This window comes from Brevundimonas sp. TWP2-3-4b1 (assembly GCF_049897665.1).
Lineage (GTDB): Bacteria > Pseudomonadota > Alphaproteobacteria > Caulobacterales > Caulobacteraceae > Brevundimonas > Brevundimonas subvibrioides_B.
The window spans coordinates 79,642-99,316 of record NZ_JAFCWQ010000007.1; the positions used below are offsets into that span (position 1 = coordinate 79,642).

General features: G+C 68.2%; 22 protein-coding genes. 3 read left to right on the forward strand and 19 right to left on the reverse strand.

Annotated elements, in window-relative coordinates; translation table 11 throughout:
• Positions 1 to 21 precede the first annotated feature (21 nt).
• Positions 22 to 1,140: a Ppx/GppA phosphatase family protein gene (locus tag ACP7A5_RS07520; protein ID WP_426041402.1), complete on the forward strand. Its 1,119-nt coding sequence runs from the start codon at positions 22 to 24 to the stop codon at positions 1,138 to 1,140.
• Here ACP7A5_RS07520 and ACP7A5_RS07525 read toward each other — a convergent pair.
• The 5 genes from ACP7A5_RS07525 to gyrA all read right to left on the reverse strand — a co-directional run bounded on the left by ACP7A5_RS07525 (position 1,107) and on the right by gyrA (position 7,312).
• Positions 1,107 to 1,970, reverse strand: coding sequence for a peptidylprolyl isomerase (locus ACP7A5_RS07525; RefSeq protein WP_426041403.1), 864 nt, complete (start codon positions 1,968 to 1,970; stop codon positions 1,107 to 1,109). The two genes, ACP7A5_RS07520 and ACP7A5_RS07525, sit on opposite strands and share 34 nt — an antisense overlap.
• Positions 1,971 to 2,149: 179 nt before the next feature.
• Entirely contained in the window at positions 2,150 to 3,031 is an 882-nt protein-coding gene (locus tag ACP7A5_RS07530) for a peptidylprolyl isomerase (protein WP_426041339.1), read from the reverse strand.
• A 19-nt stretch (positions 3,032 to 3,050) separates the two neighbouring features.
• On the reverse strand, positions 3,051 to 3,533 hold the full coding sequence (coaD, locus tag ACP7A5_RS07535) for a pantetheine-phosphate adenylyltransferase (protein WP_426041340.1): 483 nt from the start codon (positions 3,531 to 3,533) through the stop codon (positions 3,051 to 3,053).
• Between the two features lie 50 nt (positions 3,534 to 3,583).
• A complete protein-coding gene (locus ACP7A5_RS07540; RefSeq protein ID WP_426041341.1) occupies positions 3,584 to 4,378 on the reverse strand; it encodes an aminotransferase class IV in 795 nt (264 codons plus the stop codon).
• A gap of 168 nt (positions 4,379 to 4,546) precedes the next feature.
• Complete coding sequence (gene gyrA / locus ACP7A5_RS07545; protein WP_426041342.1) at positions 4,547 to 7,312, reverse strand: DNA gyrase subunit A; 2,766 nt, start codon at positions 7,310 to 7,312, stop codon at positions 4,547 to 4,549.
• A 133-nt stretch (positions 7,313 to 7,445) separates the two neighbouring features.
• Between gyrA and ACP7A5_RS07550 the strand changes: the two genes are divergently transcribed.
• A complete protein-coding gene (locus tag ACP7A5_RS07550) occupies positions 7,446 to 8,015 on the forward strand; it encodes a superoxide dismutase family protein (protein ID WP_426041343.1) in 570 nt (189 codons plus the stop codon).
• A gap of 131 nt (positions 8,016 to 8,146) precedes the next feature.
• Here the strand turns inward: ACP7A5_RS07550 and ACP7A5_RS07555 are convergent, their stop codons facing one another.
• From ACP7A5_RS07555 to ACP7A5_RS07575, 5 genes are all read right to left on the reverse strand, one after another.
• The gene (locus ACP7A5_RS07555) at positions 8,147 to 9,055 is read right to left on the reverse strand and encodes a DMT family transporter (RefSeq protein WP_426041344.1); all 909 of its coding nucleotides are present in this window, start codon (positions 9,053 to 9,055) and stop codon (positions 8,147 to 8,149) included.
• An 81-nt stretch (positions 9,056 to 9,136) separates the two neighbouring features.
• The gene (ssb, locus tag ACP7A5_RS07560; RefSeq protein ID WP_303697072.1) at positions 9,137 to 9,637 is read right to left on the reverse strand and encodes a single-stranded DNA-binding protein; all 501 of its coding nucleotides are present in this window, start codon (positions 9,635 to 9,637) and stop codon (positions 9,137 to 9,139) included.
• A 108-nt stretch (positions 9,638 to 9,745) separates the two neighbouring features.
• Complete coding sequence (locus tag ACP7A5_RS07565; RefSeq protein ID WP_426041345.1) at positions 9,746 to 10,180, reverse strand: hypothetical protein; 435 nt, start codon at positions 10,178 to 10,180, stop codon at positions 9,746 to 9,748.
• Positions 10,180 to 10,884, reverse strand: a complete 705-nt coding sequence (locus tag ACP7A5_RS07570; protein ID WP_426041346.1) for a hypothetical protein — start codon at positions 10,882 to 10,884, stop codon at positions 10,180 to 10,182. The genes ACP7A5_RS07565 and ACP7A5_RS07570 overlap by 1 nt, the downstream gene beginning before the upstream one ends.
• A gap of 91 nt (positions 10,885 to 10,975) precedes the next feature.
• Positions 10,976 to 13,792, reverse strand: a complete 2,817-nt coding sequence (locus tag ACP7A5_RS07575; protein ID WP_426041347.1) for a transcriptional regulator — start codon at positions 13,790 to 13,792, stop codon at positions 10,976 to 10,978.
• 112 nt (positions 13,793 to 13,904) lie between these two features.
• On the opposite strand from ACP7A5_RS07575, the gene ACP7A5_RS07580 reads away from it, so the two are divergent.
• Entirely contained in the window at positions 13,905 to 14,033 is a 129-nt protein-coding gene (locus ACP7A5_RS07580) for a hypothetical protein (RefSeq protein WP_426041348.1), read from the forward strand.
• Between the two features lie 3 nt (positions 14,034 to 14,036).
• On the opposite strand, the gene ACP7A5_RS07585 is transcribed toward ACP7A5_RS07580, so the two are convergent.
• The 9 genes from ACP7A5_RS07585 to ACP7A5_RS07625 all read right to left on the reverse strand — a co-directional run bounded on the left by ACP7A5_RS07585 (position 14,037) and on the right by ACP7A5_RS07625 (position 19,376).
• Positions 14,037 to 14,870 carry a flagellin gene (locus ACP7A5_RS07585; RefSeq protein ID WP_426041349.1) on the reverse strand — a complete coding sequence of 278 codons (834 nt, stop codon included), beginning with the start codon at positions 14,868 to 14,870 and terminating at the stop codon, positions 14,037 to 14,039.
• 140 nt (positions 14,871 to 15,010) lie between these two features.
• Positions 15,011 to 15,301, reverse strand: a complete 291-nt coding sequence (locus ACP7A5_RS07590) for a flagellar protein FlaG (protein ID WP_426041350.1) — start codon at positions 15,299 to 15,301, stop codon at positions 15,011 to 15,013.
• 75 nt (positions 15,302 to 15,376) lie between these two features.
• Positions 15,377 to 16,210, reverse strand: coding sequence for a flagellin (locus tag ACP7A5_RS07595; RefSeq protein ID WP_426039044.1), 834 nt, complete (start codon positions 16,208 to 16,210; stop codon positions 15,377 to 15,379).
• A 284-nt stretch (positions 16,211 to 16,494) separates the two neighbouring features.
• Positions 16,495 to 16,791, reverse strand: a complete 297-nt coding sequence (locus tag ACP7A5_RS07600; RefSeq protein WP_426041351.1) for a hypothetical protein — start codon at positions 16,789 to 16,791, stop codon at positions 16,495 to 16,497.
• A 94-nt stretch (positions 16,792 to 16,885) separates the two neighbouring features.
• Complete coding sequence (locus tag ACP7A5_RS07605; protein WP_426041352.1) at positions 16,886 to 17,101, reverse strand: hypothetical protein; 216 nt, start codon at positions 17,099 to 17,101, stop codon at positions 16,886 to 16,888.
• Entirely contained in the window at positions 17,098 to 17,481 is a 384-nt protein-coding gene (locus ACP7A5_RS07610; RefSeq protein WP_426041353.1) for a M15 family metallopeptidase, read from the reverse strand. The genes ACP7A5_RS07605 and ACP7A5_RS07610 overlap by 4 nt, the downstream gene beginning before the upstream one ends.
• Positions 17,478 to 17,762 (reverse strand): hypothetical protein, encoded by a 285-nt coding sequence (locus ACP7A5_RS07615; RefSeq protein ID WP_426041354.1) that lies wholly within the window; start codon positions 17,760 to 17,762, stop codon positions 17,478 to 17,480. Before ACP7A5_RS07615 ends, ACP7A5_RS07610 begins: the two co-directional genes overlap by 4 nt.
• Positions 17,755 to 17,922, reverse strand: a complete 168-nt coding sequence (locus ACP7A5_RS07620) for a hypothetical protein (protein ID WP_426041355.1) — start codon at positions 17,920 to 17,922, stop codon at positions 17,755 to 17,757. The genes ACP7A5_RS07615 and ACP7A5_RS07620 overlap by 8 nt, the downstream gene beginning before the upstream one ends.
• A gap of 5 nt (positions 17,923 to 17,927) precedes the next feature.
• Complete coding sequence (locus ACP7A5_RS07625) at positions 17,928 to 19,376, reverse strand: DUF2793 domain-containing protein (protein ID WP_426041356.1); 1,449 nt, start codon at positions 19,374 to 19,376, stop codon at positions 17,928 to 17,930.
• Positions 19,377 to 19,675 lie beyond the last annotated feature (299 nt).

A 19,675-nucleotide genomic window follows, 5' to 3' on the forward strand; every position in this document is an offset into this window, starting at 1 on the left:
GCCTACATGAAAGTTCGGCCCATGCCGGAACCCGACGGCGCGCCGCGAAGGCGCGACGAGCGGTCCCGGGTCCAAGGGGCGTCCATGCGAGATTCGTCGGGTCGCGACGGTCCCGTGTTCGGCGCCCTCGATCTGGGGACCAACAATTGTCGCCTGCTGATCGCGCGTCCCGCGCGGGCGGGCTTCCGCGTGGTCGACAGTTTCAGCCGCATCGTTAGGCTGGGCGAAGGTCTGTCGCGCACCGGCCGGCTCGACGAGGCGGCGATGGACCGTGCCTATGACGCCCTGGCCCTGTGCGCCGAGCGGGTTGTTCGACGCGGCGTGGATTCCGCCCGGCTCAACGCTGTCGCCACCCAGGCCTGTCGGCAGGCCGAGAACGGCCAGGAGTTCATCGATCGCGTCCGTCGCGGCACCGGGCTGAAACTCCGCATCATCGACCCCGTCGAAGAGGCTCGCCTGTCGGTCGAGGGGTGCATCAACCTGTTCGACCCCAAGGCCGAGGCGGTGCTGGTCATCGATGTCGGCGGGGGCTCGACGGAACTCTCCTGGCTGAGGAAGTCAGGCGCGGAGATGAAGACCGTGGCCTGGATGTCGGCGCCGCTGGGGGTCGTGACCCTCGCCGAGCGGCACCCGGAACCGGCCGGAGCGGGTGCGGCCTGGTACGAGGCCATGGTCGGAGACATGAGCGCGGCACTGTCTGTCGGATCGTTCGACGACGACGAGTTCCGCAGGCTGTTCGCCACCGGTCAGGGGCATCTGGTCGGGACATCGGGGGCGATCACCAGCCTCGCGGGGGTTCATCTGAACCTGAGGCGCTATCAGCGGGACCGGGTCGACGGGCTGTGGATGACGCGGGCCGAGTGCGATGCCGCGGCCGAGAAACTGAAGGCCCTGGGGCCGAAGGGTCGGGCGGCCGAGGCCTGTATCGGGCCGGACCGCGCCGATCTGGTGCTGGCCGGGGCCGCGATCCTGGACGCGGTACAGCGCGCCTGGCCCAGCGAGCGGGTCAGGGTCGCCGACCGGGGGCTGCGCGAGGGCATGCTGCTGCAGCAGATGCGCGAGGCCCGCAAACCCCAGCGCCGACGTCGCGGCCGGGGGCGAGGCGGTCAGGCCGCTGGAGCGGCCGCGCCCGAGACCTGAACCGGCAGGACAATGTCGCAGATCGAGAAGTCCGCGCCTCGCGCCGTCCGCACCCCGTCGGCCAGGGTCCGGAAGGCGGCCGAGGCCGTGTCCAGCACCTGAACCACCGGCCGATCCGCCTCGGGCAGGTCCGAGGCGATGCGCACGCGGATCATCCGGTCGGGATCGGCGGTGACCGCGCCGTTGTCGCCGTCGCCGACCTTGATGGCCCGAACCACATCGAGGCCCGACACCACGGTCCCCCAGACCGTGTAACGCTTGTCCAGCGCCGGATAGGGCTGGCGCATCAGGAAGAACTGGCTGTTGGCGCTGTCGATGGCGTCATCGCGCGCCATGCCCGCGACCCCCGGGCAATAGGCGCCCCAGGCATGGACCTTGCCGTCGGCGGTCGTGGCCATCAGGGAGGTCGGCTGGGTCTGGACGGGCAGGCTGTGCAGGAAGCCCAGCATGGCGCCGGCCGGTGAGGCGACCGGGGTGAACGGCGCCTCCGGACCCCGGCGGAAGGTGAACTCGGCCTTGATGTCCGGGTAGGGACTCTGGCCCTCGCCATTGCCCAGAGGATCGCCCGTCTGGGCCATGAAGCCGTCGATGACACGATGGAAGGTGATGCCGTCGAAGAAGGCGCGGCGGGTCAGGAGCCGCATCCGCTCGACATGCAGGGGCGCGGCCTCGGGCGCGAGTTCGACCAGGATCCGGCCCCGGTTGGTATCGATGATCATCAGGTTGTCCGCCGGGACGGTGCGCCAGTCGGCGGCGCCCGGAGCGGCCGGGACTGCAGCGGGAGGCGGCGAGGCCTCCTGCGCAAACACAGCGGGCGCTGTGCCCAGCATCACGCTCGAGACGATCGCGAGCGCCCATGCCCCCGTCTTTCGATCATTCCCGCGAAGGCGGGGACCCGGCGCGTTTGCGAGGCGCGGCGCGTGGGACAACAATTCGAACACGGACATCTGGCGATCATCTCCCAAAGGACTGGGTCCCCGCCTTGGCGGGGATGCACGGATAAAGAGGGCTATCCCCCTGAAACCTCCGCCACAGGCTGCACGTCGCAGACCGTGAACTGGGAACCGCGCGCGGCGCGAACCTCGGCCACATGCGCCTGGAAGGCCGCCGACCGGGCGTCGAGCACGCGCACGACCGGACGCTCGCCTTCGGGCAGGGCGGCGGCGGTCCGCACATGGGTCATCGTGTCCGGATTGTCGTTCACGGCGCCGTCGGCGCTCTCCGGACCGGCCTTCAGAGCGCTGACGACCTCGAGTCCCGACACGATGCGCCCGAAAGCGGTGTAGTTTCCGTTCAGGACCGGGTTGGTCGCCATCATCAGATAGAACTGGCTGTTGGCGCTGTCGGGCGCGCCGGAGCGGGCCATGCCGACGACGCCGGTGCAGAACAGGCCGCTGGCGTCGGTCTTGAAGTCCGCCGTCACCATCATCTGGGCGTCAGGCTGGGTCACCACCGGCAGGGAGCCGACCAGGCCGACGATGCCGGTCGGAGCGCCGCCCTCGATCGGGGCGAACCGGGCGTCGCGGCCACGGCGGAAGGTGAACTCTGCGGCGATGTCGGGCAATTCCGAGCCGCCGGCTCCTGTGCCCAGCGGGTCACCCGTCTGGGCCATGAAACCGGTGATGACGCGATGGAACTTCAGGCCGTCGTAGAAGCCCTGGTCCGCCAGGGTGCGGATGCGCTCGGCGTGCCGCGGCGTGGCGCGTGGCTCCAGCTCGACCAGGATTCGACCCTTCGAGGTATCGATGACCAGCAGGTTCTCGGGCGCGATGGTGCGCCAGTCGCTTGCTGCAGGGATCGGGGCGGCAGTCGCGGGTGCGGTCTGAGACGTGGCAGCGGCGGGTGCGAGGACCGACAGGGCGGCGGCGAGGACGAAAGGCGTGATCTTCAAGGCGTTATCCTGAGCGATTCTAGCGTTTGACACGGTCGCGCACGGCGGCGGCGACGGCGGGGCTGACGAAGCTGTCGATGTTTCCGTCCAGCCGGGCGATTTCCTTGACCAGTCGCGAGGCGATGGCCTGGTGGCGCGGATCGGCCATCAGGAACACGGTCTCGATGTCGTCATTGAGGCGCTGGTTCATGGCCGTCATCTGGAACTCGTATTCGAAGTCGGCGACGGCGCGCAGGCCGCGCACGATGACGTTGGCGTCCAGCTTCTCGGCGAAATGCATCAGCAGGGTCGAGAATGGCAGGACCTCGATGTCGGCCCCGAGGCGGGCGACCTCGGCGCGGACCATCTCGACGCGTTCGGCGGTCGTGAACAACGGCCCCTTGTCGTCGTTCTGGGCGACGCCGATGACCAGTTTGTCGACCAGCTTCACAGCCCGGCCGATGATGTCCATGTGGCCGTTGGTGACCGGGTCGAAGGTCCCCGGGTAAAGCCCGATCCGCATGCATTTTCTCCCCGCCGCGTGGTGTGATTAGCAGGCGGCGCGGGTCCGGCCTAGATCGGCTGAGGCGCGTTCGACGACCAGGCGCGTGCGAGCCGGTCGATCCGCCCCGGCGCGGCGCCGAAGACATGGTCGCCGATGGCCGTGATCGGACAGGCCGGCGTGGCGCTGTTGCACAGGAAGGCGGCGTCGAAGGCGTCGAGGTCGATGAGGTGGACGGGCGCGTGTCGCTCGGTCAGGCCGACGGCGGCGAGGCCGCGCGAGATCAAGGCCTCGGCGACGCCTTCGAGCATGGGGGCCTCGGGCCAGACCACGCAGTCGCCCTCAAGGAAGCCGATGTTCCACAGACTGCCTTCGGAGATCAGGCCGTCCGCGTCGGCGAACAGGGCGTCGTCGAAGCCCGCCTCCCGCGCCACCCGCCGGGCATGGATCAGGGGGAAGGTCGCCGTGTGCTTGAGATGGGCCGCGTCGCGAACGTAGGTCCGGGCCTGGATCCTCATGCGGCCGGCCAGGGGCGGGGGCGAGGGCGAGACGACGATCATGACGCTGGGACGGCCCCGGGCCGAAGGGCTGTGCGGCAGGATCTCGCGCGAAAACAGGCTGACGCGGAGCCAGGCGTCGCGGCGATCTCCGAGAGCCAGACGCATGAGGTCGCGGAGGCGATCCTCCCCCACCGCCTCGCCGAACAGTTCGATCGCGGAGGCGTGGAGGCGGGCGAGGTGGAGGTCGAGGCCGCGCACCCTACCCGCATCCACGCGGAAGGAGGTGTAGGCGCCATAGTTCACGATGGCGAGGTAGCGGAGATCGGCCTCGGTCGGGGGAAGGCCGTCGATGAGGAAGCCGGTCATCGAACCCTCTCCCGGTGGGAGAGGACTTGAGGCTCGCAGAGCGGAGCGATGCGTAAGCCGAAAGGGTGAGGGTCGGGTTCGTACCAGTGAGGCGCGGCCCTCACCCTTTCGCGCAAGGACGACGGCTTCGCCGCCGTGCGCTCAAGCCCTCTCCCAACGGGAGAGGGATCAACCTTCGCCGCCCTCATCGGTGTCGACCTCGGGTTCGTCGCCGCCGCTGTCCGCCAGACGTTCGACGGACACGACCTTCTCGCCTTCCGCCGTGCGGAAGATGGTCACGCCCTGGCTGGAGCGGCCGACGATGCGGACCTGGCCCACACGGGTGCGGATCATCTGGCCGTTGGAGGTGACCAGCAGCAGGTCGTCGGTATCCTCGACCGGGAAGGCGGCGGCGAGGCGGGCGCCGGCGCGACCGCCCAGACCGTGGGCCGTCAGACCCTGGCCGCCCCGGCCGGTGCGGCGGTATTCATAGGCCGAGGAGCGCTTGCCGAAGCCGGTCTCGGTGACCGTGAGGATGAATTGTTCGGCCGCGCCCAGTTCGGCGATGCGTTCGACCGACAGGGCGGCGTCGCCCGAGCCTTCGGCCTCGTCATCCGCCTCGACCACGGCGGTGTCGTCCTCGCCTTCGGTAGCGCGACGCATGGCGTTGGCGTGCTTCACATAGGCCGTCCGCTCGTCCGGCGTCGCATCGACACGTCCGAGGACGGCCATGGAGATGACGGCGTCGTCGCCCTGGAGGCGGACGCCGCGCACACCGGTCGAATCGCGGCCCTTGAAGACGCGGACGTCGTCGGCCTTGAATCGGATGGCGCGGCCCAGCGCGGTGGTCAGCAGGACGTCGTCCTCGGCAGTGCAGAGGGCGACGCCGACCATGTGGTCGCCGTCTTCCAGCTTCATCGCGATCTTGCCGGCGCGGTTGACCGTCGCGAAGTCGCTGAGCTTGTTCCGGCGCACGTCGCCCGAACGGGTGGCGAACATCATGTCGTAGTCGCCCCAGGTCGTCTCATCCTCGGGCAACGGCAGGACGTTCATGATCGAATCGCCCGGCTCGATCGGCAGCAGGTTGACGAAGGCCTTGCCGCGCGACGTCGGGGCGCCCAGCGGCAGGCGCCAGACCTTCAGCTTGTAGGCCTTGCCGTTGGTGGCGAAGAACAGGACCGGCGTGTGGGTCGAGGCCGAGAAGACGCCGACGACGGCGTCCTCGTCCTTCATCGTCATGCCGGACTTGCCCTTGCCGCCGCGATGCTGGGTCCGATAGGCGTTCAGGGCGACGCGCTTGACGTAGCCGCCGTGGGTGACGGTGACGACCATGTCCTCGCGCGGGATCAGGTCCTCATCTTCCAGTTCGAAGTCGCCTTCGCCGATGGTCGTGCGACGGGGCACGGCGAACTCATCGCGCACTTTCAGAAGATCCTCGCGGATGATGGCGATGATGTTCTTGCGGTCAGACAGGATCGTCAGGTGGCCCTGGATGGTGTCGGCCAGGCCGCGCGCCTCGGCGAAGATGTCGTCGCGCCCGAGGCCGGTCAGGCGGCTGAGCGTCAGGCCCAGGATGGCGCGGGCCTGTTCGTCAGTCAGCTTCAGGCTGTCGCCGTCGATCAGGACCGAGCGTGGATCGGCGATCAGCTCGACGAGGGCAATCATGTCGCCGACAGGCCAGGCCTTGGCCTGCAGCCGCTCACGCGCCTCGGCGGGATCGGCCGAGGAACGGATGATGTGGATGACCTCGTCGATGTTGGCGACGGCGACGGCCAGACCGACCAGGACGTGGCCGCGGTCGCGGGCCTTGGCCAGCTCGAACTTGACGCGGCGGACCACGACCTCTTCGCGGAAGTCGAGGAAGACCTCGAGCATCTTGCGCAGGCCCATCTGCTCCGGGCGGCCGTGGTTCAGGGCCAGCATGTTGACGCCGAACGACGACTGCATGGCGGTGTAGCGCCACAGCTGGTTCAGGATCACGTCGCCGGACGCATCGCGCTTGAGCTCGATGACGATCCGCATGCCCTGGCGATCCGATTCGTCGCGGACGTCCGAGATGCCTTCGAGGCGTTTCTCGCGAACCATCTCGGCGATTCGTTCGATCAGGGTCTGTTTGTTGACCTGGAACGGCAACTCGGTGACCACGATGGCCTCGCGGTCCTTGCGGATGGTCTCGACCGAGGCGACGCCGCGCACGATGACCGAGCCGCGACCTTCACGCAGGGCGTTGCGGGGCGCGGTGCGGCCCAGGATCTCGCCACCGGTCGGGAAGTCGGGACCCGGCACGATGTCCAGCAGGGCGTCGTCGGAGATGTCGGGTTCGTCCAGCAGGGCCACGGCCGCATCGACGATCTCGCCCAGATTATGCGGCGGGATGTTGGTCGCCATGCCGACGGCGATGCCGCCCGCGCCGTTGACCAGCAGGTTCGGGATCCGCGCCGGCAGGACGACGGGCTCCAGCTCCTTCTCGTCGTAGTTCGGCTGGAAATCGACGGTGTCCTTGTCGATGTCAGCCAGCAGGGCGCTGGCGGCCGGAGCCATGCGCGCCTCGGTGTAGCGCATCGAGGCCGGCATATCGCCGTCGACCGAGCCGAAATTGCCTTGGCCGTCGATCAGCATCAGCCCCATCGAGAACGGCTGGGCCATGCGGACCAGGGCCATATAGACCGAGGCGTCGCCGTGCGGGTGGAACCGGCCGAGCACGTCGCCGACGACGCGGGCGCACTTCGAATAGGACCGCTCGGGCGTCATGTTCAGGTCGTGCATCGAATAGAGGATGCGACGGTGAACGGGCTTGAGGCCGTCACGGGCGTCCGGCAGCGCACGGCTGACGATCACGCTCATGGCGTAGTCGAGGTAGGAGCGTTTCAGCTCGTCCTCGATCGAGATGATGGAAATGTCCGAGCCGCCCGAACCGGCTGGCGGTGCGGCGTTTTCGTAGCTGTCGTCGGTCAAGGATTTTAGGCTTTAGATGGCCGGAATCGGAACGTGATCCGCTATGACGATTTCTAGCACCCGTGGGCCCGCGAGGCAAAATTTCGCAGGCTTTTTCACAGGCGGCCTGCCTATCCGTGAAAGGACCAAATCCATGCGCACCGCAGCCCTCGCCGTCGCCCTCCTCGCCGCCCCGCTGGGAGCCTGCGTGAGCGTCACCGCCAACGACTACGGCGATCACACGATGATGCGGGCGACGCCGGGGGACTTCGGCGAGGCCACCCTCGTCAACACTTCGGGCGCGCGAATCGGCCGGGCCGTGCTGACGCAGGGCGCGACGGGCCTGCTGATCCGGATCGAGGCGACCGGCCTGACGCCGGGCTGGCATGGGGTGCATATCCACGCCGTCGGCGAATGCGCCGCGCCCTTCACCTCGGCCGGAGCCCATGTGAACCACGGCGAGCCCAAGGCGCCGCACGGCCTGTTGAACGCAGAAGGGCCCGATGACGGGGATCTGCCCAACATCTTCGCCGCGCCCGATGGCTCGGCCTCGGCGGAGCTGTTCACCAGCCGCGCCCGGATCGCCGACGAAGGCCCGGGTCAGTGGCTGTGGGATGCGGACGGCTCGGCCATCGTCATCCACGCCAAGGTCGATGACCACGTCAGCCAGCCGATCGGCGGAGCCGGCGACCGGGTGGCCTGTGGGGTGATGGCGGCGGGCTAGAGCCTGATCGCTTGAGACGGAAGCGCGTCGCGCTTCTGTCGAAAGCGTGAATCAGGCTCTCGCTGATATCTGGAGCAGGATTCACGGCATCAGCGGAATCGCGAAGCGAGTCCTCCTCAGCCGATCCTGCTCTAGGCCTTCGCCGCGCCTGCCCGCAGGCCCCGCTCCGCGAGCGCGACGACAGCCACGCCGGCCATGGTCAGGGCGGCGCCGGTGAGGATCTGCGGCGTCAGCACATCGCCCAGCAGGCCCCAGCCGATGGCGATCGAGACCACGGGGGTGGCGAGGAAATAGGGCGTCACCCGTCCGGCCTCACGTTTCTGAACCAGCCAGAACACCATACTGGTGGCAAAGACCGACGAGATGACCCCGGCCCACAGCATGCAGACCCAGATCAGCGGGGTCGCGGCGCGGACAGCCTCGACCTGACCGGTCTCGAACATGGCCGAGCCGAACGCGAGGGTCGGCAGGGCGACGAAGGCGAGCAGCCCTTGCATCTTCAGCGGCGGAATCGAGGTGGTCCGGCGCGCGATCACGGTCGTAATCCCCCAGAAGGCCGCCGCAGCGATGATCACCAGGATGGCGGGCCAGTCATGCAGGGCATGGGGATCGGCCGACATCCAGGCGACGCCGATCAGCGACACCACCATGCCGATGAGGGCGGCGATCGACAGCCGCTCGCCCAGCAGCAGGAAGGCGAAAAGGGCCGTGAAGGGGATCCACAGCTGGGACGCGACCGAGACCGGACTGACGTCTTCGGCAAGGGCGAACCCCAGATAGAGCAGACCGTAATGCAGGGGTCCGCCGAGGATGACGATCAGGACCAGGCTCTTCCAGTTCGGAAAGGGGGGACGCACGAAGGGGATCAGACACAGGGCGGCGATGGCGAAGCGAATGGCTCCGGTCAGCAGCGGTGGCAGCACCTCGGTCGCCACCTTGGCGGCGGCATTGTTGGCCCCCCAGATCACCACGATGGCGGCGATCGCGCCGATCTCCATCAGGGACAGCGGGCTGTGGGGCTTGTCGGGAGTTACGGGCACGGATGGCCTATCGCATGCCCAAACAAAAACGTCGGCTCACAATGCATGAGCCGAAGTTTCGATTGCGATGGACCGGTCTGTTTAAAACGGGATGTCGTCGTTGAGGTCGTAGCTTTCCTTCGGGCCGGAGGGCTTGTTGGCGCCGCCGGTGGAGAAGCCCGAGGAATAGTCGTCATCGTTCGAGCGACCGCCCGAACCCTGACCGCCGCCTTGCGAAGCCCCGCCGCCGTCACGGCCGCCCAGCATGGTCAACTGGCCGTTGAAGCGGCCGATGATGATTTCGGTGGTGTATTTCTCGACGCCGTCCTTGTCGGTCCACTTGCGCGTCTGGAGCGAGCCTTCGACATAGACGGTCGAGCCCTTTTTCACATAGTTTTCAACGACCTTAACGATGTTGTCGTTGAAGACCGAAACGCGGTGCCATTCGGTCTTTTCCTTGCGCTCGCCCGATGACTTGTCACGCCAGGTCTCGGAGGTGGCCAGGGAGAAGTTGGCGATACGGTCGCCGTTCGGCATGGAGCGGATTTCCGGATCGCGACCCAGATTGCCGATGAGGATGACCTTGTTGACGCTTCCCGCCATGATGAAATTCTCTCTCTGATAGCTCCGGCGCGACTGTGCGACCGGGCTGAAAATCCTGGTCCCGCGAGGCGCGCCCGCGAAACCGTTAACACGTGTTCCGAGTTTGTTCTACTGTCCCGGGAACGAGGGCGGGGCGCGTTCCTCGACCACGACGCCCAGTTCGGTGACGCCCCGCTCGATGGCGCCCGGCACCGCCAGGCGACCGTCGCCGGTCCGCGCCAAGGCGAAGAACCGCGCGCCCTCCAGCGTCCGAGCGAACGAGACCCCCCGACGGTCGACGAAGATGAACTGGCCCTGATAGGCGCCGGTGACCTCCTCGCGCGTGCTACCCAGGCCGCGGAAACGCAGACGCATTTCCTCCAGCCGGGCGGCGCACATCTCGATCTGGACCTGGTCACGCGCGACGACGTTGAAGACCGGCTCGTCCCCAGACTGCTCAACCGCATAGCAGACGCCGGTCTCGGTCGGGGCCTTCACCGCCTGGGCGCAGCCCGCGAGGACCGGGATCGCCAGGAGCGATGCGATCAGGGTGGGGCGGATCATCAGTTCAGGCTCGGAAACTGGCAGCTGCGATCCTGGTCGGCCAGGATGCGGAAGCGCGTGTTGTCATTGGACTGCTCGACGCGCCGGGGCACCAGCCGCAGGGTCAGATTGCCGTGGCGGCCGTACTGGGCGTCGCCAGGGCGGACGCAGGTTCCCGCGTACAGGGCCTGGACGCACTGGTTCAGGCTCATCTGGCCCAGCTCACGCCAGTCCGAGCCGGTGAAGCGCAGGCAGGGTGCTCCAGACGTGCGCTCCACGCGCGGCTGGGGCTGCAGCTGGGGCTGGGGCTTTTCGGGCAGGGTCGTGTCGTAGGGATCGACGACGCCGCTGCCGGCTGTCGTCGTCGCGTCGGGCAGGGCTGGCGGCGGGGCGAAGGACGCCGTCGGGGCTGCGGCGAGGGCGCCCGTCTCGTCGAGACCCACATCCAGGGCGTCCGTGGCCAGGCCGTTGCGTCGGGCGCAGTCGGACAAGGTCGCCATGCCGATGAACTGGCCATCGACAAAGCAGCGCAACGCTCGTGTCGGCTCCAGCGACGGCGCATCGCCGACATTGACCGTCAGACCGCCGGGGCCTTCGGTTTCCGGCGCTTTCGGCGCGGCCGGTTCACGGCTTCCGCCGAACACCAGGGCCAGCACCACGGCCGCCAGGACGGCGAGGCCCACACCGATGGCGATGATGACGCGATTGTCGTTGGGCAGTTGCATGAAGCGGAGCTCGCTGGGCGTCGGGCCTTGAAGGCCTCAATAACCCCGCCCCGCACCGGGGCGTCAACTGCGAAGCGAAAACGGCGCCCGCTTATCCGGTCAGGCGGGCGAGCGCAGCCTGATAGTTGGCGAGCTGGTTGGTCAGATAGGCGGGGACGGGGCCGGACGCCGAAGCGGTCGCGTCCTGGGGCGCCAGTCCGCGATAGGCGTCGCGGATGACCTTGAGCGCGCCCTGAAGCTTTTCGCCAGACGCCGTGATCGCAGCCGCGTTGTTCAGGGTCAGGTTGCCGGGCAGGTCCAGACCGAACGTCTTCACACTGGTGTCGGCCGCGGCCAGCCCGACATAGCCCGCCGACAGGCCGAGCCCCATCAGGGCGTCCCTGCCCGTCTCGCCGGCGGCCAGGATCGCCCCGGTCTTGCCGTCCTTGGCCATGATTGACAGGCGCTGGACGCCGCCGGTGGTGGTTGTGGTCTCGCCGTCCCTGCCGGTGACCGCGCCGCCTTCGGAGGCGACGGTGACCTTCAGCTTGCCTCCGGACGCCACGCTGATCTTGCGGGCCAGGGTCGCCAGGGTATCCTTGGCGTCGATGGTCACAGCCTGGGCCCGGCCGCCGTTGGCGGGCGTGATATAGAAGCGGTCGCCGACCCGCAGAGAGGTGGCATCGGTCAGTTTTTTGGAATCACTCTGGTCGATCTCGCCCTGCGGCAGGCCCAGACGGTCCAGGACGCTGGCCCCGCCGGACGCGACAGCCAGGGTCATCGGCCTGGCCTGGTCGCCGTCGCCGGACCAGGTACGGGTGTATTCGACGGCGCCGGTCAGGGGATCGAGCCGGGTGAGATAGGCCTTGGCCGGGTCCGTGTCCTTTGCGGCCGGATCGCGGTCGGCGATGCCGGTGATCCAGACCTTGCCGTCATGGACCTTCACGTCGGCGGCCGTGTCGTCGCCCGCGTCGCCGTACCAGCTCAGGCGATCGGTCCCGGCGGCCGTCAGGTCGGTCGAGATCGCGGCGACGAAGACGTCCTTGCCGCCCGAATGGGCCGTGGTCGTGGTCCCGGCAGCGAGACCGCTGTCGCGGCTGGTCCCGGTCAGGATGACCTTCCCGTTGGCAATGGCGATGCCGGCGATCTCGCCCGAAATGGCGCCGAGGTCGCGCGTCAAGGCCAGGGTCGGCACGCCCGCAGCGTCCAGGGTGAAGCGGCGCACGACCGCGTGGCCGTCCTCGACACCGGCGGTGTAGAGGTTGGAGCTGTCGATGGTCATCGCATCGACGCTGTCGTCGCCGCCGGTGCCGAACTGGCTCTGGCCGATCGCCTTGGAGACGATGCCCGCTGTCGGATAGGGCTCGCCCGCCTTGAAGGCCTGCACATATCCATCCCAGCCGCCGACCGAGACCGATCCGGGAATGGCCGATTTCGACCGCCCGCCGATATAGACCAGGCCGTCGGCGCCGAAGGAGACGCTGGTCGCCTCATCGGCCGCGCGGGCGCCGCGACGCTGGGTCCACTGCTCCTCGCCGTCCTTGTTGAACACGGTGACGAAGCTGTCGGCGACGTTGGCGACCTCTCCGGTCTTGCCCGCGTCCGTGGTCGAGGTGTTCAGCGAACCCGTGACGGAGCCCGCGACAGCGACATCGCCGTTGTCGTCGATCGCGATGGCATAGCCGCTGGCGGTCGAGGCGGCCCCCAGGGTGCGGGTCGCGACCAGCCGTCCAGCCGAATCGTACTTCATCAGGGCGACGTCCTGAACGCCCTTGATCGGCTGGCTCGTCCCGCCGGAGGTGACGTCGCCGACGATCCACAGCGAGCCGTCCGGCCCGACCGCGCTGGCGCGGACGGCGGTGACGCCGTCGGGCATCTTCTCCTGGGATATGCGGCCGTCGACCCATTGGGTCTCGCCGACGTTGCCGCCGGCGGGCTGGGCCGCCGTCCCGCCGTCGCTCTGGAACTTCAGGATCTGGTTGATGGTGGTGGCTGGAACGGTAGTCCTGGTGCTCGATACGCCGTTGACCGTCGTGGTCACGGTCGTGGCCGGGGCGCCGGCGGACTGGACCACATAGACGGCGTCCGACGTCTCGGAGGCAGTGAAGCCGACGGTCTCGGTCGAGGTCCCGCGGATCGCGAGCGGCCACCTGTCGGGGCCCGCCGGCAGGGTCACGGGCTTTCCGGCGACCTGGATGACCTTGGGCTCCGCCTTGATCTGGTCGCGGCCGATGCGGGTCTGGAAGCCGGCGGCCTCCAGCTTGCCGTTGATGAAGCTCGTGACAGAGTCCATCGTCCGGGGCGTCGAACCCATATCGGACAGATCGATCGGCACGGCCGTGGTCTGGGTCGAAAGCCCGACCGGCACCTTGATGGTGATGTTGAACCTGGTGTCGCCCTCGAAAGCCTTCACGGGCGTGTCCAGCGCGCCTTCATGGATCGGGCCGGTGATCGAGTTGGAGCTGTCACGAGGGACGCCGGCGGTCGTCTTGGAGGTCGAGGACGACGTACCCTGCACCAGGCGCAGCGCGTCGAATTCTGCCTTGCCGAGGTAGGAGCCGATTTCGGCGAGGCCTGAGGCGAATCGTTTCTGGGTCAGGGCCAGGTCGGTCATGCTCAGGCCCTTCACCGAGGCGCGATTGGCCAGGGCGTTGAGCGTCTCCAACCCCTGATAGAGGGCGAACAGCTTCCTGTAGTCGGCCGAGGCGCCCTTCACGTCGAGCTGGGCGGCGTCCTCGTTGACGAAGGCGCGGCCGCCGAGCGCGGCGCGAACCAGGGCGTCCGGCTTGGGCGCGGTCGGCTGGGCCGAGGTGCTCCACGGCGCGGTCGGCTGGGCCTTCTTCGTGACGAGGTTGGTCAGCGCAGCCGAGGACGCGGGGTCATACGAACCGCCGAACAGACCCATCAGATAGCTGTTGTTGATCGCCACTCGATCCTCCGCGGAGGACGGTACGCGAACGGGCTCAATGCGAGATTAACGTTCGACCAGGGAACGATGGAATGCGAATCGTGTTCTGATCTCGTTGGGCAGGAGTGAGATCATGATCTTCCCGAAGTCGCTAATCCAGAACCTGCTGGCCCTGTACGGGTTCGGAGACCGCTCGCACCCGCCACGCCGCCGCCCTGGCCCTGTGGTGATCGGGCACACCCCGGGCCCTGGCCGCTTCTGATCCTTACTGGAACAGGGACAGAATGATCTGCGGCGCCTGGTTGGCGATCGACAGGGCCTGAGCTCCGAGCTGCTGCTGCACCTGCAACGCCTGCAAGCGCGCGCTTTCCTTGGCGAGGTCTGCGTCCACCAGATTACCGATGCCCGATTCGATCGTGTCGGCGAGCTTCGAGACGAAGGTGTTGTGCGCCGAGATCTGCTTGGCCTGGGCTCCGAGGTCGCCAAGCGCAGAGTTCAGCTTGCTGATCGAAGTGTCCAGCTTGCTGAGCGCCGTGGTCGCGCCGGTGATCGTCAACAGGCTGTCAGCCAGACCAAGCGTCAGAATGGATCCGCTCAGGGTCAGGTTCTTGCCCGACAGGGTCACGAACGAGGACGCGTCGGCGTTGGCAAGGAACTTCAGTCCGTTGGTCAGGGAGCCGTTCAGGACGTTGCCGCCGTCGAACTCAGCGTTCTCCACGGCCGACTTGATGGCGCGTAGCAAGGCCTGAAAGTCGGCGTTCAGCAGTTCGCGGGACTGGGTCTTGAGCGAGGCGTCCTTGGCCGCGACGACCTTCTCTTTGAGCTGGTTCAGCAGGTCGGAGATCGATTCGCCCGCCGACATAGCGACGTCGGCGATAGAGGTGGCGCGGTCCAGGCTCTGCTTCACGGCGGACAGGGCGCCGAGGTCGGCGCGCTGCCCCTGGGCGATGGCCCAGATTGCCGCGTTGTCCTTGGCTCCCTGGATTTTCAGCCCCGTGGAGACGCGATTCTGGACCCCGGTCAGGTTGTCGTTGGTGCGGGACAGGTTCTGCAGCGCGACGGCGGCGGCGGCATTGGTGTGAACGCTGTTCGTCGTCATAGGTCTTCTAGCCCCGGGTTGTTCGCCGGGAGGCTAGGTCAGTAACAGTCACCGTATGGTTAACGCCTGTAAACCACGACGATTAACCGCGGCGGGCGATCCCGCGCGGTCTGGAAGGTTGGGCCGGCGTCTGAAAAAAATCAGGCGCTAGTGTCGATCAGACCCCCGGCGGTGTAGCCTCCGCTTTCGGCCATTCGCAAAACCTGCTCTCGCGGGAACTGGCGGATGACCTCACCGGTGGTGCTGTCCAGGGTCTTGTAGATGAAGGTTCCCTGGGTGGGCCCTTCCTCTATGATCAGGCGATACCGGGCGGCCTCTTCGGCCTTCTGTTCGGCGCGGTCATGATCGAAGTCGTTGCTCGTGGTCGCGGCCCCGGTGGCTGCGATGACGGGCAAAGCGGCGGCGCCTATCCTCTTTGCATTGGTGTCCATGGCTCCTCACGCCGGGTTCTCCGGCGTCCCTTGGGGAACGGTCGGGCGGGACCGAAGTCCCGCCCTTCCATTGGCTTATCGGAACAGGCCGAGCAGGATCGAGGTCGAGGAGTTGGCGATCGACAGAGCCTGCACACCCAGCTGTTGCTTGGTTTGCAGCGACTGCAGTCGCGCGCTTTCCTTGGCCAGATCCGCATCGACCAGGTTGCCAACCCCGGATTCCAGAGCGTCGGAGAGCTTGGCGACGAACGTGTTGTGCGTATCGAGCGCCTTAGCGCCGGTGCCCAGGCGAGCCAGGGAGGCCGACACGTTGTCGATCGAAGCGTTGACGGCCGTCAGAGCGGTGGTCGCCAGGGTGGAGGTGCCGATGGTCGTCGTAGCCGCGACGGTCACGTTGGCGCCGCCCAGCGACAGGTTTTCACCCGCCACCTTGATGGTGGAGCCGGCCGTGTTCGAGAGGGCCTTGAAGCCATTGGTGCCGGTCGAGTTGTCCAGCAGGTTCACGCCGTTGAACTTGGCGTTCGAGACCACCGTGGTGATCTGGTCGCGGATGGACTTGAAGTCTTCGTTCAAGGCCTTGCGCGAGGCCGTGGACAGCGACTTGTCAGTCGCGGACAGGGCCTTTTCTTTCAACTGGATCAGCAGGTCGGAAACCGATTCACCAGCCGCCACAGCGACATCCACGGCGGATGAGCCGCGATCCAAACTGGTCTTGACGGCGGTGAGGGCGTTGATTTCCGAGCGCTGGCCCTGGGCGATGGCCCAGACGGCGCCGTTGTCCTTGGCCGAGTTGACCTTCTTGCCGGTATTGATCCGGCTCTGGACGGTATCCAGTTCCCTGTTCGTAGATTGCAGGTTTTGAAGGGCGGTTAGGGCGCCCGAGTTCGTGTTCACGCTGTTCAGCGCCATGACGAAAGTCCTTGTTTCAAGGTGTTCGACCGTCATTTTGACCGTCGAGAGCATTTTGCTCAGCAACAACAGAAGCAATCGGCACGCCAGACGTCGCAATTTCGACAAACGGCCAATGCATTGAAATAACTACGGTACTTTGCCTTAACCACGCTTCGCGCCCGGCAGGTTTTGCCGGTTTGCCGGCCGGACGGCAGGAAATGCCGGGCGCCCGGCAGGTTTTGCCGGGCGTTTCGTCCGGACGACGCGAAAACACCCTGACGAAACGGACGAAACGGACGACGTCAGGGACGCTTCGCCGCCTCTCCCGCCCGTCGCTCGGACAGCAAGGTGTCGACCGCCAGTCGCCGCGCGACGTCGCAGTCCGCGATCTGGCGGCCCCGGATCATATAGCCGACCTCCAGGTCACCCAAGGTCGGCGCGGCGGGAAGACGATGCAACTCGCATGGCCGGCTCGCCATCGCCGGCAGGGAGAGGCGCGGCGGGGCAACCGACGAGATCGGGCGCGATCCGGCACAGCTCGCGGTCATGGTGGTGCAGGCGATCAGCGCGATCGGCAGGCAACGGAAGGGAAGAGTCATCGGCGGTTCTCGCGGTCTGGATGGATCGGGCGGTGGCGCGTTCCAGCGTCACGGCGGACTGGACGGCGGCGTCGAGGCGGGCGACCTGGTCGGCCTAGCCCTCGGCCTCGGCGGTTCGGGCGGCGGCCTGCTGCGTGGCGGCGGCGACCGAGGCCTCGGCGCGGTTGAGCCGTCGCCGGTCGAGGTCGAACGGATCCCAGCGGAAGCCGAGACCGCCGAAGACGACGGCAGCGACGGCGAGGACGAAGACGCCGAGGGCCAGCCAGCCCATCGGCGCCAGGGTCCGCAGGACCGGAGACAGGCCGATCACGGGAACACCCGCCGGTCGAGCTCGAAATGCGGGCCGTCGCGTAGGCGCGGCCACTCGCCGCCCCAGACCAGGGCCACACCCTTGGCCTTCGCCGCCGTCTTGATGGCCTCGGCGATGCGCGGATAGAGGGGCCAGTCCCAGCGGATCGCACCATCGACCATGGCGGCGACATCGACCGCGTGGCCGGTGATGTGCCGCGAATTCATGGTGCGGCTGGCTCCGGCGCGGACCAGACACGCCTGCCGGGCCGGTGTCCTCAAACCTTCGGTGACCATGAAGTCGACCGGCGTGATGTGGATCGCCGCCTCGATGACGCCGACGAGGGCGGGATGGACGCCCCTCATCCGGGCGCGAGAGCGTTCGGACAGACGGAAGCTCATTTCGGGGCTCCGAGACGCAGGCGCAGATTGACCAGCAGGGCGACCAGTTGCTGGGCCGTCGGCGCGACCAGATAGAGGATCAGGGTGAGGGCCAGCAGCGACATGAGGCCCGAGGCCACGGCCGGGAGGGCGTGGGGTTCGGTCCGGTCGATGACGGCGGACAGCGACCGCCACAGGGCGAAGCTGGCCGCAAAGACATAGAGCCGGCGCCACAGCCATCTGGCCTCCGCCAGAGGCAGGAATGAAGGCCGGGATGAGGGCTGGGGGTCGTTATCAATCATTGTCGGGCCCCTCATCGGAGGTGGGATGGATTCTGGACCAGTCGGGTCCACAGACGGCGCGGCCCTCGTCGCGGGACAGGCGGCGGGGCGCCTCCAGCGCGTCGAAATCCAGCAGAGGGTCGATGCCGTCGAAGAAGGGATCGGCGTCGGGACGCGGCATCGGCCTCATCCCTGAATCAGGATCACGACAACACCGCCCGAACCGGCGCCGCCCGCACCACCGGAGCTGACGCCCGCGCCTCCGCCTCCCCCGCCCGCGCCATAGCCGCCCGCCACGCCGCCCGACGGACCTGCGCCGGAAGTCACCGCGCCCGCGCCGCCGCCGCCGCCGCCGGCCACCGCGATGCTCGAGGCCGGCGCCGATCCGCTCGAACCGGCCATCGAAACGCCGCCTGCGCCCCCGGAAGCGAGACAGGCGAGAACGCCACCCGCGCCGCCGGGCCCGCCGGCTCGCGCCACGCCGCCCGCATCGAGTCCGCCGCCGCCTCCGCCGCCGCCTGGAGACCCCGGGCTCTCGAGACTGCGACCCGTCTCGGCCGTGGCGATGGCCGAGGCCGCGCCGCCGGGATTGCCGCCGTGGATGCCGGGGCCGGCCGCGCCCGCGGCTCCGCCCGCCGGGCCGCTCGCGCCGGGCTGGCCGCCGCGCGCGGTCAGGAGAGTCACGCCCGAGGCGGTGATGAGGGTTTCGCCGCCGGCTACGCCGGACGCCCCGCCCGCGCCGAGGGTCACGGTCAGGTGGCCGGGCAGGTCCTCGACGCGCCAGACCGCCCGGGACAGGCCGCCGCCGCCGCCGCCGCCCCCGCCCTGACGCACGCCGCTCGCGCCCGAGGCGCCCGCACCGCCGCCGCCCCCGCCTCCGAGTGCGGTGACGATCAGAAGCCGGGCCCAGTCGGGCGCGATGAAGTCGCCGCCGGCGGTGAGGCGCACCGTCTCGGCCCGCGTGGCGCCGTGGGAGAACCAGACGCGGGCGTCGTCCTTGTCGATGCGCAGGGCCTCGCGCCAGGTCCCGCCGTCGGGGCTGACCTTCAGGCGCAGGTCGTCGTCGCCGATCAGGCCAAGTTCGGCGCGGCCGCCGTAGCCGCTCTGGAACAGAAGCGACAAAACGTCGGCGGCGCCCGCCTTGTTGAAGGTGAAACGCAGGTCGCCGTCGCCACCGTCACCCGTCGACAAGGCCGTCCACAGCGCCTTGTTCAGCCTGGCCGCGAAGGGATTTTCGGCGTCGGCCGTGGTGTTGAGGCCGAACCCGGTCAGATCCTGCAGACGGACCGGAAACGGGGTCCAGCCGTCGTCGCCGCGCACGACGAAGGCGCTCTCGTCCAGCACGACGGCCAACGTCCCGACCGGCGCGGGCACGCGGGTCCAGCCGCCCAGCTCGGCGCGGGCGAGATCGCCTTCCGACCATGCCGACCAGACGGCGCCGGTCGGGGTCGCGGGCAGGATGTAGAGGGCCCCGTCGTCCGGGTCGGCGGGCTGGGCCACGACGGTGCGGCTGACCACAGCCGTCTGGGCCAGAACGTCTAGTCGGGTCAGGGCCTCGTTGAGGGTGACATGTTTCTGCAACTGGCCGGCCGCCAGGTAGGGCAGGTCCAGTCGCGCGCTGTGGTTCGAAGCCATTTCGATCTCCGTTGGAATGCGGAGATCAGTGTGCGGGCGCCCCGGAGGCCCGCGCGTTGAAAGGCTCTAAAAAGAGCCGGCCGTTGAATTCATTGTGGTCCTGGGTCGATCCGTTGATGGGTATCGCCGGAAAGCGGGTTGCGGGGAGACCATGGAAGGGCTGGGAGGCCTCCCCGCTGACCGGATCGCGGCTGTCAGCACCCACGACGCCGCACGAGGCGGCGGCGCAACGGCCCGGTCCCGAACAACTACGGACGGCTCGCCGGGCCGGATGCGGTCCAGAGCCGGATCAGCGAGAG

What these genes read in the sequence shown, in the direction of transcription:
- ACP7A5_RS07520 (WP_426041402.1), top strand. Translation starts at nt 22, where the DNA reads ATGCCGGAACCCGACGGCGCGCCGCGAAGGCGCGACGAGCGGTCCCGG.
- ACP7A5_RS07525 (WP_426041403.1), bottom strand. Translation starts at nt 1,970, where the DNA reads ATGCTGGGCACAGCGCCCGCTGTGTTTGCGCAGGAGGCCTCGCCGCCT.
- coaD (WP_426041340.1), bottom strand. Translation starts at nt 3,533, where the DNA reads ATGCGGATCGGGCTTTACCCGGGGACCTTCGACCCGGTCACCAACGGC.
- ACP7A5_RS07540 (WP_426041341.1), bottom strand. Translation starts at nt 4,378, where the DNA reads ATGACCGGCTTCCTCATCGACGGCCTTCCCCCGACCGAGGCCGATCTC.
- ACP7A5_RS07550 (WP_426041343.1), top strand. Translation starts at nt 7,446, where the DNA reads ATGCGCACCGCAGCCCTCGCCGTCGCCCTCCTCGCCGCCCCGCTGGGA.
- ssb (WP_303697072.1), bottom strand. Translation starts at nt 9,637, where the DNA reads ATGGCGGGAAGCGTCAACAAGGTCATCCTCATCGGCAATCTGGGTCGC.
- ACP7A5_RS07565 (WP_426041345.1), bottom strand. Translation starts at nt 10,180, where the DNA reads ATGATCCGCCCCACCCTGATCGCATCGCTCCTGGCGATCCCGGTCCTC.
- ACP7A5_RS07570 (WP_426041346.1), bottom strand. Translation starts at nt 10,884, where the DNA reads ATGCAACTGCCCAACGACAATCGCGTCATCATCGCCATCGGTGTGGGC.
- ACP7A5_RS07580 (WP_426041348.1), top strand. Translation starts at nt 13,905, where the DNA reads ATGATCTTCCCGAAGTCGCTAATCCAGAACCTGCTGGCCCTGTACGGG.
- ACP7A5_RS07585 (WP_426041349.1), bottom strand. Translation starts at nt 14,870, where the DNA reads ATGACGACGAACAGCGTTCACACCAATGCCGCCGCCGCCGTCGCGCTG.
- ACP7A5_RS07590 (WP_426041350.1), bottom strand. Translation starts at nt 15,301, where the DNA reads ATGGACACCAATGCAAAGAGGATAGGCGCCGCCGCTTTGCCCGTCATC.
- ACP7A5_RS07595 (WP_426039044.1), bottom strand. Translation starts at nt 16,210, where the DNA reads ATGGCGCTGAACAGCGTGAACACGAACTCGGGCGCCCTAACCGCCCTT.
- ACP7A5_RS07600 (WP_426041351.1), bottom strand. Translation starts at nt 16,791, where the DNA reads ATGACTCTTCCCTTCCGTTGCCTGCCGATCGCGCTGATCGCCTGCACC.
- ACP7A5_RS07610 (WP_426041353.1), bottom strand. Translation starts at nt 17,481, where the DNA reads ATGAGCTTCCGTCTGTCCGAACGCTCTCGCGCCCGGATGAGGGGCGTC.
- ACP7A5_RS07615 (WP_426041354.1), bottom strand. Translation starts at nt 17,762, where the DNA reads ATGATTGATAACGACCCCCAGCCCTCATCCCGGCCTTCATTCCTGCCT.
- ACP7A5_RS07620 (WP_426041355.1), bottom strand. Translation starts at nt 17,922, where the DNA reads ATGCCGCGTCCCGACGCCGATCCCTTCTTCGACGGCATCGACCCTCTG.
- ACP7A5_RS07625 (WP_426041356.1), bottom strand. Translation starts at nt 19,376, where the DNA reads ATGGCTTCGAACCACAGCGCGCGACTGGACCTGCCCTACCTGGCGGCC.